12 protein-coding genes and 1 tRNA gene are annotated in these 15,631 nt (G+C 68.5%); 9 read left to right on the top strand and 4 right to left on the bottom strand.

Annotated elements, in window-relative coordinates:
• The first annotated feature begins 53 nt into the window (after positions 1 to 53).
• Positions 54 to 980: an ABC transporter permease gene (locus DQ353_RS06120; protein WP_113761894.1), complete on the top strand. Its 927-nt coding sequence runs from the start codon at positions 54 to 56 to the stop codon at positions 978 to 980.
• Entirely contained in the window at positions 973 to 1,764 is a 792-nt protein-coding gene (locus DQ353_RS06125; RefSeq protein ID WP_113761895.1) for an ABC transporter ATP-binding protein, read from the top strand. Before DQ353_RS06120 ends, DQ353_RS06125 begins: the two co-directional genes overlap by 8 nt.
• A gap of 202 nt (positions 1,765 to 1,966) precedes the next feature.
• Here DQ353_RS06125 and cls read toward each other — a convergent pair whose 3' ends face one another.
• The 3 genes from cls to DQ353_RS06145 all read right to left on the bottom strand — a co-directional run bounded on the left by cls (position 1,967) and on the right by DQ353_RS06145 (position 6,287).
• Positions 1,967 to 3,475 carry a cardiolipin synthase gene (cls, locus tag DQ353_RS06130; protein ID WP_113761896.1) on the bottom strand — a complete coding sequence of 503 codons (1,509 nt, stop codon included), beginning with the start codon at positions 3,473 to 3,475 and terminating at the stop codon, positions 1,967 to 1,969.
• 184 nt (positions 3,476 to 3,659) lie between these two features.
• Complete coding sequence (locus tag DQ353_RS06135) at positions 3,660 to 5,126, bottom strand: carboxylesterase/lipase family protein (RefSeq protein WP_113762013.1); 1,467 nt, start codon at positions 5,124 to 5,126, stop codon at positions 3,660 to 3,662.
• A 576-nt stretch (positions 5,127 to 5,702) separates the two neighbouring features.
• Complete coding sequence (locus DQ353_RS06145) at positions 5,703 to 6,287, bottom strand: M15 family metallopeptidase (protein WP_113761898.1); 585 nt, start codon at positions 6,285 to 6,287, stop codon at positions 5,703 to 5,705.
• A gap of 220 nt (positions 6,288 to 6,507) precedes the next feature.
• Here DQ353_RS06145 and DQ353_RS06150 point away from each other — a divergent pair, with 220 nt between their 5' ends.
• Positions 6,508 to 7,884, top strand: a complete 1,377-nt coding sequence (locus tag DQ353_RS06150) for a sensor histidine kinase (RefSeq protein WP_113761899.1) — start codon at positions 6,508 to 6,510, stop codon at positions 7,882 to 7,884.
• Complete coding sequence (locus DQ353_RS06155) at positions 7,869 to 8,546, top strand: response regulator (protein ID WP_113761900.1); 678 nt, start codon at positions 7,869 to 7,871, stop codon at positions 8,544 to 8,546. Before DQ353_RS06150 ends, DQ353_RS06155 begins: the two co-directional genes overlap by 16 nt.
• A 294-nt stretch (positions 8,547 to 8,840) precedes the next feature.
• Here DQ353_RS06155 and DQ353_RS06160 read toward each other — a convergent pair.
• Positions 8,841 to 8,916 (bottom strand) — tRNA-Arg (locus tag DQ353_RS06160).
• Positions 8,917 to 9,111: 195 nt separating this feature from the next.
• On the opposite strand from DQ353_RS06160, the gene argS reads away from it, so the two are divergent.
• From argS to thrB, 5 genes are read left to right on the top strand one after another with little or no spacing between them, the layout of a single operon-like run.
• Positions 9,112 to 10,752, top strand: coding sequence for an arginine--tRNA ligase (argS, locus tag DQ353_RS06165; RefSeq protein WP_113761901.1), 1,641 nt, complete (start codon positions 9,112 to 9,114; stop codon positions 10,750 to 10,752).
• 11 nt (positions 10,753 to 10,763) lie between these two features.
• Positions 10,764 to 12,188 carry a diaminopimelate decarboxylase gene (lysA, locus tag DQ353_RS06170; protein WP_113761902.1) on the top strand — a complete coding sequence of 475 codons (1,425 nt, stop codon included), beginning with the start codon at positions 10,764 to 10,766 and terminating at the stop codon, positions 12,186 to 12,188.
• Positions 12,189 to 12,192: 4 nt separating this feature from the next.
• Entirely contained in the window at positions 12,193 to 13,479 is a 1,287-nt protein-coding gene (locus tag DQ353_RS06175) for a homoserine dehydrogenase (protein WP_113761903.1), read from the top strand.
• Positions 13,480 to 14,580: a threonine synthase gene (thrC, locus tag DQ353_RS06180; protein WP_113761904.1), complete on the top strand. Its 1,101-nt coding sequence runs from the start codon at positions 13,480 to 13,482 to the stop codon at positions 14,578 to 14,580.
• Between the two features lie 35 nt (positions 14,581 to 14,615).
• Positions 14,616 to 15,551 carry a homoserine kinase gene (thrB, locus tag DQ353_RS06185; protein ID WP_113761905.1) on the top strand — a complete coding sequence of 312 codons (936 nt, stop codon included), beginning with the start codon at positions 14,616 to 14,618 and terminating at the stop codon, positions 15,549 to 15,551.
• Positions 15,552 to 15,631 lie beyond the last annotated feature (80 nt).

The following is a 15,631-nucleotide window of genomic DNA, read 5'->3' on the forward strand; positions in this document are numbered from 1 at the left end:
ACTCCGACCGGCCACCGCCATTAGCCCAACACTCGAAACGCAAGGATCCACCCATGATCACCGCGGTTGAACTAGGCCTGATCTACGCGATCATGGCACTCGGGGTCTACCTGACCTTCCGCATACTCGACTTCCCCGACCTGACCGTCGACGGAAGCTTCACCACCGGCGCGGCAGTCGCGTCCATATCGATCGTCAATGGCATCAACCCGTTCATTGCCACGATCTTCGCCTTCTTCATCGGCGCCCTCGCCGGTGTCATCACCGGTCTGCTGCACACCAAGGGCAAGATCGATGGGCTGTTGGCCGGCATCCTGACCATGATCGCCCTGTATTCGATCAACCTGCGCATCATGGGCAAGGCCAACACCCCGCTGTTGGGCGAGAAGACGGTCTTGTCCTTCATGCGCGAAAACCAGCTGCTGGGCACCTGGACCTCCGTGGGCCTGATGTTCGCCGGCTGCCTGGTCGCCGTGGCGATCATCGTGTGGTTCCTGCGCACCGATGTCGGGCTGGCCATGCGTGCCACCGGCGACAACGAGGAAATGATCCGGTCCTTCGGGGTGAGCACCGACAACCAGAAGATCCTTGGGCTGGCGCTTTCCAATGGCCTGGTCGGCTTCGCCGGCGCCATCATCGCCCAGTTCCAGGGCTTCGCCGACATCGGCATGGGCATCGGCGTGATCCTCATCGGGTTGGCCTCGGTCATCGTTGGCCAGGCCATCTTCGGGCAGAAGTTCATCTGGATCGCGGCCCTGGCCGTCGTCTTCGGCTCGGTCGTCTACCGCCTGGTCATCCAGCTGGCACTGAACGCCGGCCTGGAGGTCAACGACATGAAGCTGATCTCCGCGGTGCTGGTGGTCGTTGCGCTGATCCTTCCGCAATGGAAGGGATTCGGAAAGTTCGCCAACCGCATCCGCATCCGCGGCAAGGCGGTTCAGCCCAACGGCGTGAAGGAAGAGGTGGGAACCAATGCTTGAGATCAGCAACCTGAACAAGACCTTCTTCCCGGGCACCGTCAACGAGCGCAAGGCGTTGCGCGACATCAATCTGGAACTGACCTCGGGCGAGTTTGTCACGGTGATCGGCTCCAACGGCGCGGGCAAGTCGACCGTGCTGAACATGGTCGGCGGCAAGCTGCAGCCGGACTCCGGGACCGTGCGCATCGGCGGCAAGGAAGTCACCCGGCTTCCGGACCACGCGCGCGCCAAGTACATCGGGCGGGTCTTCCAGGATCCGATGGCCGGCACCGCGCCGAACATGTCCATCGAGGAGAACATGGCCCTGGCCCTGGGGCGGGGGAAGTTCCGCGGGCTGAACCCCGGGGTGAACAAGCGCAAGCGCGAGCAGTTCGTCGAGGAGCTGCGTTCCCTGGAGCTCGGGCTGGAGAACCGGCTCAAGGCCAAGGTCGGGCTGCTTTCCGGCGGCCAGCGCCAGGCGCTGAGCCTGCTGATGGCCACGTTCTCCGGACCCCAGATCCTGCTGCTCGACGAGCACACCGCTGCCCTTGACCCGCAGCGTGCCGCCCTGGTGGCCCGGTTGACCGAGGAAATCGTCGAACGCCACAAGCTGACCACCTTGATGGTCACGCACAACATGGAACAGGCCCTGCGCCTGGGCAGCCGGCTGATCATGATGCATGACGGGCAGATCATCCTGGACCTGGACTCGGAGCAGAAGGCGAAGATGACCGTTCCAGACCTGCTGCACGAGTTCGAGAAGATCAAGGGTGCCCAGCTCGACGACCGGACCATGCTGCAGTAGCAGGCCGCCGCACCGGTTTGGTTGGACACAGGCAACGAAGGAGCCGCACGCCCTGAAGGGGGAGTGCGGCTCCTTCCTCGTCCCGCGTGCCCGGGTGGCCCGCAGCGGTGGCATGTTGCGCATCATGCCGAGGTGCCTGTTCCCCGGCTCCCCGGCGGTGCGCCGGCAGTGGAGGCAGGGCGCAGGGCTCCGGGTGCCGGGGCTACTGCAAGGCGGAGGTGAGCCGCGCCAGGTTGTCCAGAATCGTGGAGCGCAGCGGCTGGCGCATCCATTCCTCAAGCGTCAGCAACCGGCTGACCTCGCGGTATTCGTCCTCGACCGCGCGCATCCGCGCCACAAATTCGGCATCGCGCACCAGCATCGAGACTTCCATGTTCAGGCTGAAGGACCGCATATCCATGTTGCTTGATCCGATCATCGCCACCTCGTCGTCGATGGTGAAGTGCTTGGCGTGCAGGATGTACGGGGCGGGATAAAGGAAGATGCTCACCCCGGCGCGCAGCAGCTGCTCGTAGTAGGACCGTTGCGCGTGGTGGACCAGCGCCTGGTCGCCGATCTCGGAAACGAACAAGTCCACCGGGATCCCGCGGGCCACCGCGGAGCTGATCGCATACAGCAGCGACTCGTCGGGCACGAAGTACGGGGAGGTGATCACGATGCGCCGCTGGGCCGCGTGGATCAGCCCCAGGAAGAGCCGCAGGTTGTTCTCGCGCTCGAACCCCGGGCCCGAGGGCACCACCTGGATGAGCATGGTCCCGGCATCGGCACGGTGGTCGATCAGCGCGCTGCTCAGCCGCGAGAGGTTTTCGCCGCCGGACACCAGCTCGGCCCGGCGCACGCCCTGGATGATGACCTCGCCGGTCTCGGAGTACCAGTCGGAAATGAACACCGCGTCCAGCGTCGAGACGCCCGGGCCGCGCAGCTCCACGACCAGTTCCTTCCACTTCAGCCCGCGCTTGATGTTCTTCTTGACGTTGTAGTCCCGGGAGATCATGTTCAGCGAGCCCATGTAGCCCACAGTTCCGTCGATGACCAGGATCTTGCGGTGGTTGCGCAGGTCGGGGCGCTGGAACTTGCCCTGCAGCGGCTGCAGCGGGAGCATCAAGGTCCAGTTCGCGCCCATCGCATCCAGCCGGGCCTTGGTGGCCGCGTAGTCCTTCTTGCCGCGAGAGGCCCAGTGGTCGAGCATCACGTTCACCGTCACCCCGCGCGCGATGGCCCGCTCCAGCGCGTCGAAGAAGCCGGCGGTGGTCGCATCGACGCTCAGGATGTAGAACTGCACGTGCACGTACGCGGTGGCGCCGTCGACGGCGTCGGCCATGGCCCGGATGGTCTGCTCGTAGTCGCTCAGCAGCATCCCGGAATTGCCCGCCAGCAGCGGCAGGCCCCCGTAGGTGGCGTTCATCCGGACCAGCGAGTTGAACCACGCCGGGTTGTTTCCATGGGTGTCCTCGAGGCGCTCCTCCGCGCTGACGGCGCGCATGAACGTGTTGATCTCGTCTTGCACCTCGCGGCGCTTGCGCGGCAGCTTGGGGGAGCCGATCAGCAGGAAGGCGATGACCCCGAAGTAGGGGATCAGGAAGATCGCCAGCAGCCACGCCATCCCGGCGGTCGGACGCCGGTTCCGCGGCACGAAGATGATCGCCAGGACGCGAATGGCCAAATCGATGGCCACCAGCGCTGTCGCCCACCACCAGGCACCAGTAAACATGTCTGCAACTTTCCCGCATCCGAACCGGGTGTCCGAACCGTGCGTTCCACTAGGTACGCTAGCCGATCCTCGGTTCCATCGGCGTCCCCCCGGCCCGGAATCGGCCGCGCGTGGCGCTCGGAGGGCGGAACAGACGCCCCCGGTGCACCGTGCGGCGGGGCCACCGGAGACCCGGATCGGGGCCTCAGCCCAGGGAATCGGCCTCGTCCTCCCGCGGGGAGAGCACCACCTTGTTGGCCAGCCCGTTGAAGGTCTTCACCGGGCGGCGCATGTCCCAGGTCGGCCACTCGGCGATGCCCATGGTGGCAAAGCACACCCACGCCTCGTGCATGGCGCTGGCCAGCGACTGCGGCGCCGCAGTCCCCACCAGCCCGATGGCATCGGCCGTGGCCAGGTTGTCAAAGACGAAGGGCAGCTCGGTGCCGTGCGCCGCGCCCAGCTCCTCCACGGGGCTGTGCCACGCAAACTCGTACACCTGGGTCTGCGCCCCGGCGTAGTGCCGGGTATCGGCGAGCTTGTACATCGGCACCCGCAGGAGCTTGTCGGTGGCCAGTGCGCCGAGCAGCTCGCCCGGGCCCGCACCGGGGCGGTTGCGCGCGAAGAGCTTTTGCGCCGCGTGCGGGATCCTGGCCTTGCGCCGGGCCAGGGCCAGGTGGACCTTGGTGATCTTTTCCGCGCGGCCCGAAGGCACCAGCCACAGCCGGGCCTCCTCGCTGGTGGTGCCGATCAGCAGCGGGACCTGTTTCCCGGCACCGGCGAGCATCGCCGCCAAGGGGTCCTCGGGGACAAGCTGCCCATCGATCGCCAGCGCATGGGAAGACCCGCCCTCCAGCGGGCCGGCCCCGGTGGACACCCGCTGGAGGGAGGCCAGCAGTTCGGCCGGGGTGCGGGCAGCGAATTCCTCCCGGGTTGCCCCGATGCCCAGGTCCGTGGCGATCTTCTGCGTCATCCGCCGGGCCCGGTTCACCGGCTGGGCCGACAACGGGGCACTTTGGATGATGGCCCGTGAGACCAGCGACGCCGCCCGGGGGTGGGCCAGCAGCGCGGCCACCAGGGAGCCGCCGGCCGAATGCCCCATGACCGTGACCTGTCCGGGGTCCCCGCCGAAGGATGCGATGTTGGCCTTGACCCACTCCAGGGCGGCAATGACATCGGCCAGCCCCAGGTTCAGCGGGGCATCCTCCAGTACCGAGAACCCCTCGGCGCCCAGCCGATAGTTGGCCGCGACGAAGACCACCGCATCGCGCGCGAAGGCCGTGCCGTCGTAGCCCTCCAGGGAGTTGGCGCCGTGCTGCAGCGACCCGCCGTGGATCCACACCAGCACCGGGCGCGGCACCGGGGAATGCTTGTCCGGGGCGTACACGTTCACGTTCAGGCACCCGTCCCCGGGAATGTCCTTCGTGGGCAGCAGCCGGGCCAAGGCCCCGGTGTACGGGAGTTGCCAGGCGGTGGGCCCGTGGGCGGTCGCGGGCAGGGGATCGGTCCACGGCTCCGGCAACGTGGGAAGGGCGAAGCGGTTGACCCCGACGGGCGCTGCGGCATAGGGGATGCCCAGGAACCGTTGCACGCCACCGACCTGCATTCCCTCCACCGGGCCGCTGGGTGTGCCACGGATCAGGGAGAGACCGTGCGGATCATTGCCGGCACCCATGGATTCCACCTCATTCTCGCGCCACCACCGCTATGAACCAGATTAGCGGCGCGAGGGCTCCAATGGCAGGGGAGCGTTGGTTCTCCGGCGGCGGCCCCGGGCCAGGGGGCACAATGGGTGCCAGGGGCCGGCGGGCATCGCCCGGGTGCTGCATGGTCGAGGAACGCCGAGGCCCGTCCGCCGCAACCCGCGCCGCAAGGAGCACCATGGCCAAGACCAGGGGCGCCACGCCCGAGGAGCACTTCGCGAACGTTCCGGCCGAACCCATCGCCAGGGTCAAGGAGCTGCACCGGGCCCTGGCCCAAGCGCTGCCGCAGGCGCAGGTGCAGATCACATGGGGGCAGCCGGGATTCGTGGACGGCACCATCCTTGTCTCCTACGCCGTGTTCGCCAAGCACATCAACCTCTACACCACGCCGAGCTCCCGTGAGGCGCTCGCCGGGGAACTGTCCGGCCACGACACGGGCAAGGCGCGATCCAGCTGCCGCACGACGCGCCGCTGCCGATCGGGCTCATCAAGCGCGTTTCCGCCGCACGGGCCGCCGGGTACCTGGAGCACCGGGTGTCGTGGATCTCCTAGCGCGCCCCCACAAAGGTCCAGTGCCAGGGTTCGCCGGCCACGGTGTTGCCGAATCCGTGGCGTGCGGCATGCGATTCCATCCAACGCAGTGCCTCCCCGGAAAGAGGCATGTCCACGCTGATGCCCAGCCCGTGCTCACTGGTGCCCACCGCGGCCGTGCCGCCCTCGGAGAGCAACCCGTAGCGCTTGGCCAGGCCCTCCTGATCGGCCAGGCTCCGGTAGGCCGAATTCACCTTCACCGCGTACCCTGCCTCGCGCAGCCCCGCTGCCAGCAACGTGAACGCGGCCGCTGCCTCCGGTGCCAGGTAGCGGCCCGGTCCGATGCGCACCAGTTCATCGAGCGGGATCTTGCCGTTGCCGTATGTGTCCCCGAGGCTTTTGCCTTCCGCGGACGAAGAACCGTGCCGCAGCGCGGACCCGGCAGCGAACCCCGCTTCCGGTGCCGGCTCCGCGGAGGGTTTCAGGGCGTAGGCGATCCCGAGGACCGAGGCGGTGAGCATGGCGAGCGCGGTGAGAACGGCGGCCAGGCGCAGGGCCCGGACCCTCGGCGATGGCGGAAGCTGGGAGGGAAGACTCATCATGACACCAGTCTTCGCGGATCCGGGGCCGTGCGCATCGGGCCGCGGGCCGAACCTTTGCGCGGCGATGCGGTACCTGCGTCCGAGCCGTGCGGTACCTGCGGGTGACCCGCAGCCGCGCGGGGACGTCTAACGTAGTGACCATGCACAATTGCGTTTCCCGTCGCCCGGCGGCAGCTGCCTCGGCGGGAGCCCGCTCCCTGAGCGCGCCGGAGGACGCCCGGTGAGCGCGCCGGTGGAGGCACCCGCAGCGGACTACGAACCGATCCGCTGGCGCGGGCGGTGGGGATGGCGCTCCGATGTCACGGCGGCGTTCATGTTCCTGGCGCTGGTGGTGCTCTGCCACGAATTCCTCTTCATGGCGCAGATATCGGGCAGCTACCTGGCGGACATCGTGCTCTTCGTGCTGGCTGCGGCCGTGGCCATCGGCTGCGCGCGGGTGCTGCCCGGGGTGGCGCTGTCCCTCATCTGGGTGGGCACGCTGCTGCAGATGCTCGGCGGATTCGACGTCGACCTCGCCCAGCTGGCCGCGCTGTACGTGGTGGGGATGGTGGCCCGCTTCGGCACCCGGCTCTGGGTGTTCCTGGCCGGGGCCTCGATCGCGGTGGGCTCGGTGCTGGGCACCTTCTACATCGCGCACGTCGGCTCCTGGGTCTCCGGGCCGCTCTTTGCCGCCATGGATTCCAATGCCTGGCCCGCCCGCAACCAGGTCGTCGCGATCTTCGTGGTGGTTGCCTCGGTGATGACGCTGCCGTGGCTGCTGGGGTTGCTGGTGCGGCTGTTCGCCGGCAAGCAAACCGCCGAACGCGGCTCCGCCCAGGCCCGCGAGGAAGCCGACAGCGCCCTGGAACTCGCCCGGCTGCGGGCCGAGAACGCGGCCCTGGCCCGCGACGTGCACGACGTGGTGGGCCACTCCCTGGCCGTGATCATCGCGCAGGCCGACTCGATCCGTTTCATCCCGGACCACGACGTCGCCCGCATCCGCGAGACCACCGGCACCATTGCCGACGCGGCCCGCCGCTCTCTGGGCGAGGTGCGACAGGTGCTCTCGCAAACGGCCGAAACCAGGCCCGCGGACACCCGCCCGACGCAAATTCCGCCTGCCGATGCAAGGACGGCGGCCGCTCGCCCCGGGCACCCGGCGACGCGCAGCCTGGCGCTGGCGACCGCGCAAATGGGGTTGCTGGCCCCGCGGACCTCGGAGATCTCCGCCATCCTGGAGAACGTGCGCGGCACCGGGTACGAGGTCAGCGAGGAAACCCTGGGGGAGCCGGTGCCGTTGCCGGCGGACATCGTTCCGGCCACCCGGCGGATCATCCAGGAGATGCTCGCCAACGCGCTGCACCACGGCTGCTCCACCACCCCGATCTACGTGCGGCACTACTGGGGTGCCACCAGTTACACGCTGAGCGTGACAAACTACTTTGAGTCCTCCGCCGCCTCGACGCGCACCGGTACCGGGATCGCGGGCATGCGCCAGCGCCTGGCCAGCCTCTGCGGAACCCTGAGCATCGACACCGGGGACGGGGTGGCCGGCGCCCCCGACCTGTTCACGATCGCCGCGACCTTCCCGATCAACACCGAATGGATGAGACGTTGACCCACCCCAAGATCCGCGTGGCCCTGGTCGACGACCAGCAGCTCTTCCGCTCCGGCCTGGCCGTGATCATCGGCGCCCAGCCCGACATGGCCGTGGTGGCCCAGGCCGCCGACGGCACCGAGGCGCTGGGGGAGATCGCCGCCCACGGCCCGGACGTGGTGCTGATGGACGTGCAGATGTCGCCGATGGACGGGGTCGAAGCCACCCGCAAGATCTTCGAGGACACCACCGGGCGCTTCGGCAGGCCCCCGAAGGTCATCATGCTCACCACCTTCGACTGGGACGAACACGCCGCCACCGCGGTCCGCCACGGCGCCAGCGGGTTCCTCCTCAAGGACAGCACCCCGGAGTTCGTCTGCGAATCGATCCGTGCGGTGCACGGGGGTTCCGCGGTGATCGCCCCGCAGTCCCTGGCCTCGCTGCTGCGCGACGAGCCCCTCCCGGTGCCGGCGGTCCCGGTGCCCTACCTGGAGCTGACCGAGCGGGAACGGGAGGTCTTCAACGCCGTGGCGCTGGGGCTGACCAACCAGGAGATCTCCGGGCGCCTGTTCCTGAGCGAATCGACGGTCAAGACCCACATCGGGGCGATCCTGCGCAAGCTGGCCCTGCGCGACAGGGTGCAGATCGTGGTGTACTCCTACGAGAACGGCATCGGCCGCTAGCACCGCGCGCGTTCCCGATGTGCGTCGGGCCCGCTTTCTGCATGCGCCGGTTGCGGCCTGTGGGGCAAGACACGTGCCGCCAATTGGCGGCCGCGGCACCATTGGCTGTAGTCTCATCCGTAGCCAATGCACCTTTTCTCAAAGGAGCGGCGGTTAGGCCCCCGTGGAGATTCGCCGTCACCGCGGGGGCCGCTTAATTTAACTTCCGGTCCGCATTTCCGCCTCGCGGGACCGGGCCCGGGCATGAAAAAAGCTCCCGTCCACCAGGATGACCTGGCAAACGGGAGCTTTTCGTGGTGCCCTCGAAAGGATTCGAACCTTCGACCTTCCGCTCCGGAGGCGGACGCTCTATCCCCTGAGCTACGAGGGCAATGCCGGAGTGCGAAACGTGCTCGCAAAACGAATTCCGGCTGGGAACGTAGACGAGCTTAGCAGGTGCCAGGCGGGGAATGACAAATCGGGCTTCGCGCCCCACTCCGGCGGTGCCCAAATGAGCACCTGATGTGTGCGACGTCGCTCCGTCACATCGGCGGCAGCGGCCCGCGCGCCCGGTTATCCTTGAGTGGTGACTCCTGAAGAACTCTCCACAGCCATTTCCGCTTGCCTCCGCGATGCCGTCGCCGCCGGCCAGATTTCCGTCGACGTACCCGAGAGCGTGCGAGTGGAGCGACCCAAGAGCCGCGACCACGGGGACTGGGCCACCAACATCGCCCTGCAGCTGGGCAAGAAGGCCGGCATGAACCCGCGCGACTTCGCCCAGGTCCTGGCCACCCGCTTGGCCGATGCCGACGGAGTCGCCAAGGTCGAGATCGCCGGACCGGGCTTCTTGAACATCACCCTCGAGGCCGGCGCCGCCGGCGAACTGGCCCGCTCAATCGTCGAGGCCGGCGCCGCCTACGGCACCAACGAGGCGCTGGTCGGCCACGAGATCAACATGGAGTTCGTCTCCGCGAACCCCACCGGCCCGCTGCACATCGGCCACACCCGCTGGGCGGCCCTGGGCGACTCGATCGCCCGCGTGCTCAAGGCCAGCGGCGCGACCGTCACCTCCGAGTACTACATCAACGACGCCGGCAACCAGATGAACATCTTTGCCCTGTCCGTCTACAACCGCCTGCACGGGCTGCCCGTGCCCGAGGGCGGCTACCCGGGCGGGTACATCAAGGAACTTGCCGATGCGGTGGCCGACGCGCACCCGGACATCCGCAACCTGACCGCCGAAGCGGCGTTGCCGATCGTCCGCCAAGCCGCCTACGTGGCGCAGATGGCCGACATCAAGGAGACCCTCAACGACTTCGGCGTCGAGTTCGACGTGTTCTTCTCCGAGCAGGAACTGCACGCCGGCGGAGCGGTCGAGGACGCCGTGGCGCGCCTGCGCGAGCAGGGCCACATCGACGACACCGACGGCGCGGTGTGGCTGCGCACCACCGACTTCGGCGACGACAAGGACCGCGTGCTGATCCGCGCCAACGGGGAGCCGACCTACTTCGCCGCCGACGCCGCCTACTACCTGTCCAAGAAGGACCGCGGCTTCACCGAGAAGATCTACCTGCTCGGCGCCGACCACCACGGCTACGTCAACCGCCTCAAGGCCATCGCGGCCGCCGCCGGGGACGATCCCAAGGTCAACATCGAGGTGCTGATCGGCCAGCTGATCTCCGTGAACGGTGCCCGCCTGTCCAAGCGCGCCGGCAACATCATCGAGCTGCGCGACTTGATCAACTGGCTCGGCGCCGACGCGCTGCGCTACTCGCTGGGCCGCTACCCGGCCGATTCGCCGATGACCATCGACCCGGAGCAGCTCAAGAAGAACACCAACGACAACCCGGTGTTCTACGTGCAGTACGCCCACGCCCGTTCGCGGGCCGCCAGCCGCAACGCCGTGGAGAAGGGCGTTGAGCGCACCGACTTCGACGCCACGCTGCTGACCCACGAAACCGAGAACGACCTGCTCGCGGCCCTGGGGCAGTTCCCCTCGGTCGTCGCCCAGGCAGCCACGCACCGCGAACCGCACCGCGTGGCCCGCCACATCGAGCTGCTCGCCGGCGCGTACCACTCCTGGTACGCCGCCTGCCGCGTGACCCCCGTGGGCGAGGGCACCGTCGAGCCCATCCACCGCACCCGCCTCTGGCTCAACGACGCCACCACCCAGGTCCTGGCCAACGGGCTTGACCTGTTGGGCGTGTCCGCACCGGAAAAGATGTAAGGACCCTCCCCATGGCCATTTCACCACTTGCACCTTCCTGGTTGTCCTTCCCGCAGGACGCCAATGCGCTGCGCCCCATCGAGTGGGCCGCCGGCGTGGCCCGGTCCGAGGACGGCGAACTGGCCGTCCAGGGCATCGGCGTCGCCGAGCTGGCCCGCGAGTTCGGCACCCCGTTGTTCGTGCTGGACGAGGACGACTTCCGGGCCCGCGCCTCCGGCTTCAAGCAGGCCTTCGATGAGGCGTTCAAGGACCTGTGCGGCGGGGTGGATGTCTACTACGCCGGCAAGGCGTTCTTGAGCATCGAGGTTGCCCGCTGGGTCACCGCCGAGGGCCTGCGCCTGGACACCTGCTCCGGCGGGGAAATGGCCGTGGCCCGGGTTGCCGGCGTGCCCGCCGCGAACCTCTCGCTGCACGGGAACAACAAGTCCGTCACCGAGATCCGCACCGCCCTGGAGGCGGACCTGGGCCGCATCGTCGTGGACTCGCTCGACGAGCTCGAGCGCGTCGCGGACCTGGCCAGGGAAACCGGCAAGCGCGCCAACGTGATGCTGCGCCTGACCCCGGGCGTGCACGCCAGCACCCACGAATTCATCGCCACCGCCCACGAGGACCAGAAATTCGGGCTCTCGATGATTCCGGTGGGCGACGACGTTTCCCCGGCCGCCGCCGCCGTGCGCTTCGCGCTGGAGCACCAGGAGCTGAACCTGCTGGGCCTGCACGCGCACATCGGCTCGCAGATCTTCGAGTCCGAGGGCTTCGCCCTGGCCGCGCAGAAGATGCTCGGCTTCCTGGCACAGGTCAAGAAGGACCACGGCGTCGAGCTGCCCGAGCTGGATTTGGGCGGCGGCTACGGCATCGCCTACACCGAGGTCGACACCCCCAGCCCACCGGCCGTGCTGGCCGCCGCGATGGCCAAGGTCGTGGGCGACACCGCAGCCCAGCTGGGCCTGGCGGTCCCGCGGATCTCCATCGAACCGGGCCGCGCCATCGCCGGAAGCTCCACCTTCACCCTCTACGAGGCCGGCGTGCGCAAGTCCGTCCAGGTGGAAACCGCCGACGGCACCCTGGTGCCGCGCCGCTACGTCTCGGTGGACGGCGGGATGAGCGACAACGCCCGCCCGGTGCTCTACGACGCGGACTACACCGCGGTGCTCGCCTCCCGTGTGACGGAAAGCGACCCGATTGTTTCCCGCGTGGTTGGCAAACACTGCGAATCCGGTGACATAGTCGTACGGGATGTTTACCTGCCCGAGGATGTTGCCGCAGGCGACCTGCTCGCGGTGCCCGGCACCGGGGCCTACTGCTGGGCATTGGCCAGCAACTACAACTACCTGGGACGCCCCGCCGTGGTGGCGGTGCGCAACGGCGCGGCCCGCGCCATCATCCGCAGGGAAACCGAAGCCGACCTGTTGGCCCGCGACTTGGGAGCAAAGTAAAAACGTGAAGACATTGAAGGTGGCCCTGCTGGGCTGCGGCAACGTGGGATCCCAGGTTGCCCGCATCCTGACACAGGATGCGGCGGTGCTGGCCGACCGTGCCGGCGCGAACCTTGAACTGGCGGGCATTGCCGTGCGCAACACCGCCGCCAAGCGGGACGTGGATCTCCCCGCGGACCTGTTCACCACCGACGCCGAGGCGCTGGTCGACGGCGCCGACATCGTCATCGAGCTGCTCGGCGGCCTGGAACCGGCCGGTTCCCTGATCCGCCGGGCGCTGTCCCGCGGTGCCTCGGTGGTCACCGGCAACAAGGCGCTGCTCGCGGCCCAAGGCGCGGAACTGAACGCGCTGGCCTTCGAATCCGGCGCCCAGCTGCGCTACGAGGCAGCCGTCGCCGGCGCCATCCCGATCCTGCGCCCGATCTCCGATTCCCTCTCCGGGGACCGGATCACCAAGGTCATGGGCATCGTCAACGGCACCACCAACTTCATCCTCGACGCCATGGACACCACCGGTGCCGCGTTCGAGGACGTGCTGGGCCAGGCCCAGGACCTGGGCTACGCCGAGGCCGACCCGACCGCCGACGTCGAGGGCCACGACGCCGCCGCCAAGGCAGCGATCCTCGCCTCGCTGGCCTTCCACACCGACTTTTCGCTCGAAGACGTGCACTGCGAGGGCATCACCAAGGTCACCGCGGCCGACGTCGCGGCGGCCAAGGACGCGGGCATGGTCATCAAGCTGCTGGCCATCGCCGAACGCGGTGCCAAGGGCATCGGGGTGCGCGTGCACCCGACGCTGCTGCGCCGCAATCACCCGCTGGCCGCCGTCCACGGCGCGTTCAACGCGGTCTTCGTCGAGGCCGAAAACGCCGGGGAACTGATGTTCTACGGCGCCGGCGCCGGGGGAGCCCCGACCGCCTCGGCCGTGCTGGGCGACACCGTCGCGGTGGCCCGCCGCGTGGTCTCCGGAGGCCCTCTGCCGGCCATCGCCGCGCAGCAAAAGGTGCAGGTCATGGACTTCGCCGACATCGCCACCAGCTACTGGATCGGGCTGCGCGTCACCGACGAGCCCGGCGTGCTGGCCGCCATCGCCGCGATCTTTGCCCGGCACGGGGTCTCCATCGAGACGCTGCGCCAGACCGTGAAGCCGGAAACCAACGGCGGGGTCGCCGACCTGCGCATCGTCACCCACCGCTCCACCGAATCGGCGCTTGCCGCCACCGTGGCCGCCGTCTCCGCGCTGGCCGCCGTCCAAGAAGTAACCTCTGTCCTGCGAGTTGAAGGAAACTAAGTGGCCCACCAGTGGCGCGGAGTCATCCGCGAATATGCCGAACGCCTGCCCGTTGACGAAAGCACCAGGGTCATCACCCTGGGCGAGGGCGGCACGCCCTTGGTGTTCGCCCCCGCACTGAGCGCGCTCACCGGCTCCGAGGTCTACCTCAAGGTCGAGGGCATGAACCCGACCGGCTCCTTCAAGGACCGCGGGATGACCATGGCGATGACCGCCGCTGTCGCCGCCGGCGCCAAGGCCGTGGTGTGCGCCTCCACGGGCAACACCTCCGCCTCCGCCGCCGCCTACGCCACCCAGGCCGGGCTCAAGTGCGCGGTGCTGGTCCCGGACGGCAAGATCTCCATGGGCAAGATGTCCCAGGCGATCGCGCACGGCGCCGACATCATCCAGATCGACGGCAACTTCGACAACTGCCTCGAGGTCGCCCGCAAGCTGAGCGAAAACTACCCGGTGTTCCTGGTGAACTCGGTGAACCCCGCCCGCATCGAGGGGCAGAAGACCGGCGCCTTCGAGGTCGTCGACTCCCTGGGCGACGCCCCGGACTACCACGTGCTGCCGGTGGGCAACGCGGGCAACATCACCGCCTACTGGAAGGGCTACAAGGAGTACTGCTCCGAGTACACCAACCAGGCCGGCGAGGTGCTGGCCCCGGTATCCACCAAGACCCCCATCATGTGGGGCTTCCAGGCAGCCGGCGCAGCCCCCATCGTGCTGGGCCACCCGGTGACCGAGCCGGACACCATCGCCACCGCCATCCGCATCGGCAACCCCGCATCCTGGAAGCAGGCCGAAGAGGCCCGCGACGAATCCGGCGGAATCATCGACTCGGTGACCGACGAGGAGATCCTCGCCGCGCACCGCTGGCTGTCCTCCCGCGAGGGCGTCTTCGTGGAGCCGGGCTCCGCCGCGGGCGTGGCCGGCATCATCAAGCACCATGCCGCCGGCAACGTCCCGAGCGGCAAGACCATCGTGATCACGGTGACCGGGCACGGACTGAAGGACCCGGACTGGGCCCTGAAGACCGCCGACGGATCGCCCGTCACCCCGACCAAGGTCGACTTCGACGTTGTCTCGGTGGCCTCGGCCCTTGGCCTGGCCTAGGCCAAGCAATCCAGAGTAGGGAAAACAAGCACAAGATGGCGCAGATCCAAGCCGGACAAACCATTGCCGTCCACGTGCCGGCCACGAGCGCGAACCTGGGACCCGGCTTCGACGTGCTGGGCCTGGCGCTGGGCGTGTACGACACCCTGGTGGTGCACACCCTCGCCGAGCCCGGCGTCAGCGTGGAAGTCACCGGGGAGGGCGCCGACACGCTGCCCACCGACGAGACCCACCTGATCGCCCGGACCATCCTGGAGCGCTGGGCGGAACTGGGCTTCGAGCCGGCCGGCCTGCGCATCGAGGCGACCAACAACATCCCGCACGGCCGCGGCATGGGATCCAGCGCCGCGGCCATGGTCAGCGCGCTTGCCGCCGCCAACGCGCTGCTCCCCGCCGCGTCTCAGGTCGGACTGGACGAGGTCTTCCAGGCCGCCTCGCGCTGGGAGGGGCACCCGGACAACGTCGCACCGGCCGTCTACGGCGGGCTGACGCTGTCCTGGAGCACCGAGGCCGGATTCGGCACGGTGCAAGGGAAGCTGCACGAGGACATCGTCCCGGTCATTGCGATTCCCGATGTCGAACTGTCAACCGCAACGGCGCGCGGGCTGCTGCCGGCGACCGTGCCGCATGCGGTGGCCGCCGCCAACGGGGGACGGGTGGGCCTGCTCATCCACGCCCTGGCCCACGACCCGTCGGTGCTGCTGGTCGGTACCGAGGACTTCCTGCACCAGGGCTTCCGGGCGCCGGCCATGGAGCCCAGCGCCGCGCTGATTGCCCGGCTGCGGGCCGCGGGGCATGCGGCCGTGGTCTCCGGCGCCGGACCCACGGTGCTGGTGTTGTGCGCCGGGCAGGACCAGGCGCAGGAGGCCGCCGCGGCCGTTTCCGCATTCGCGGAAAGCCACGGCGAAACGACTTGGCGTGTCCGGATTGAGTCCGTACCCCCAACGGGTGTTAGAGTGGAAGTGCTTTAGCACCCGCCTGAAAAGAAACATCCGGATTCCAGTGGATGATTCATTGCGTTTCGTGCAGCCATCAATTCCTTCCCCCGCCG

Source organism: Arthrobacter sp. AQ5-05 (assembly GCF_003287975.1).
GTDB lineage: Bacteria > Actinomycetota > Actinomycetes > Actinomycetales > Micrococcaceae > Paeniglutamicibacter.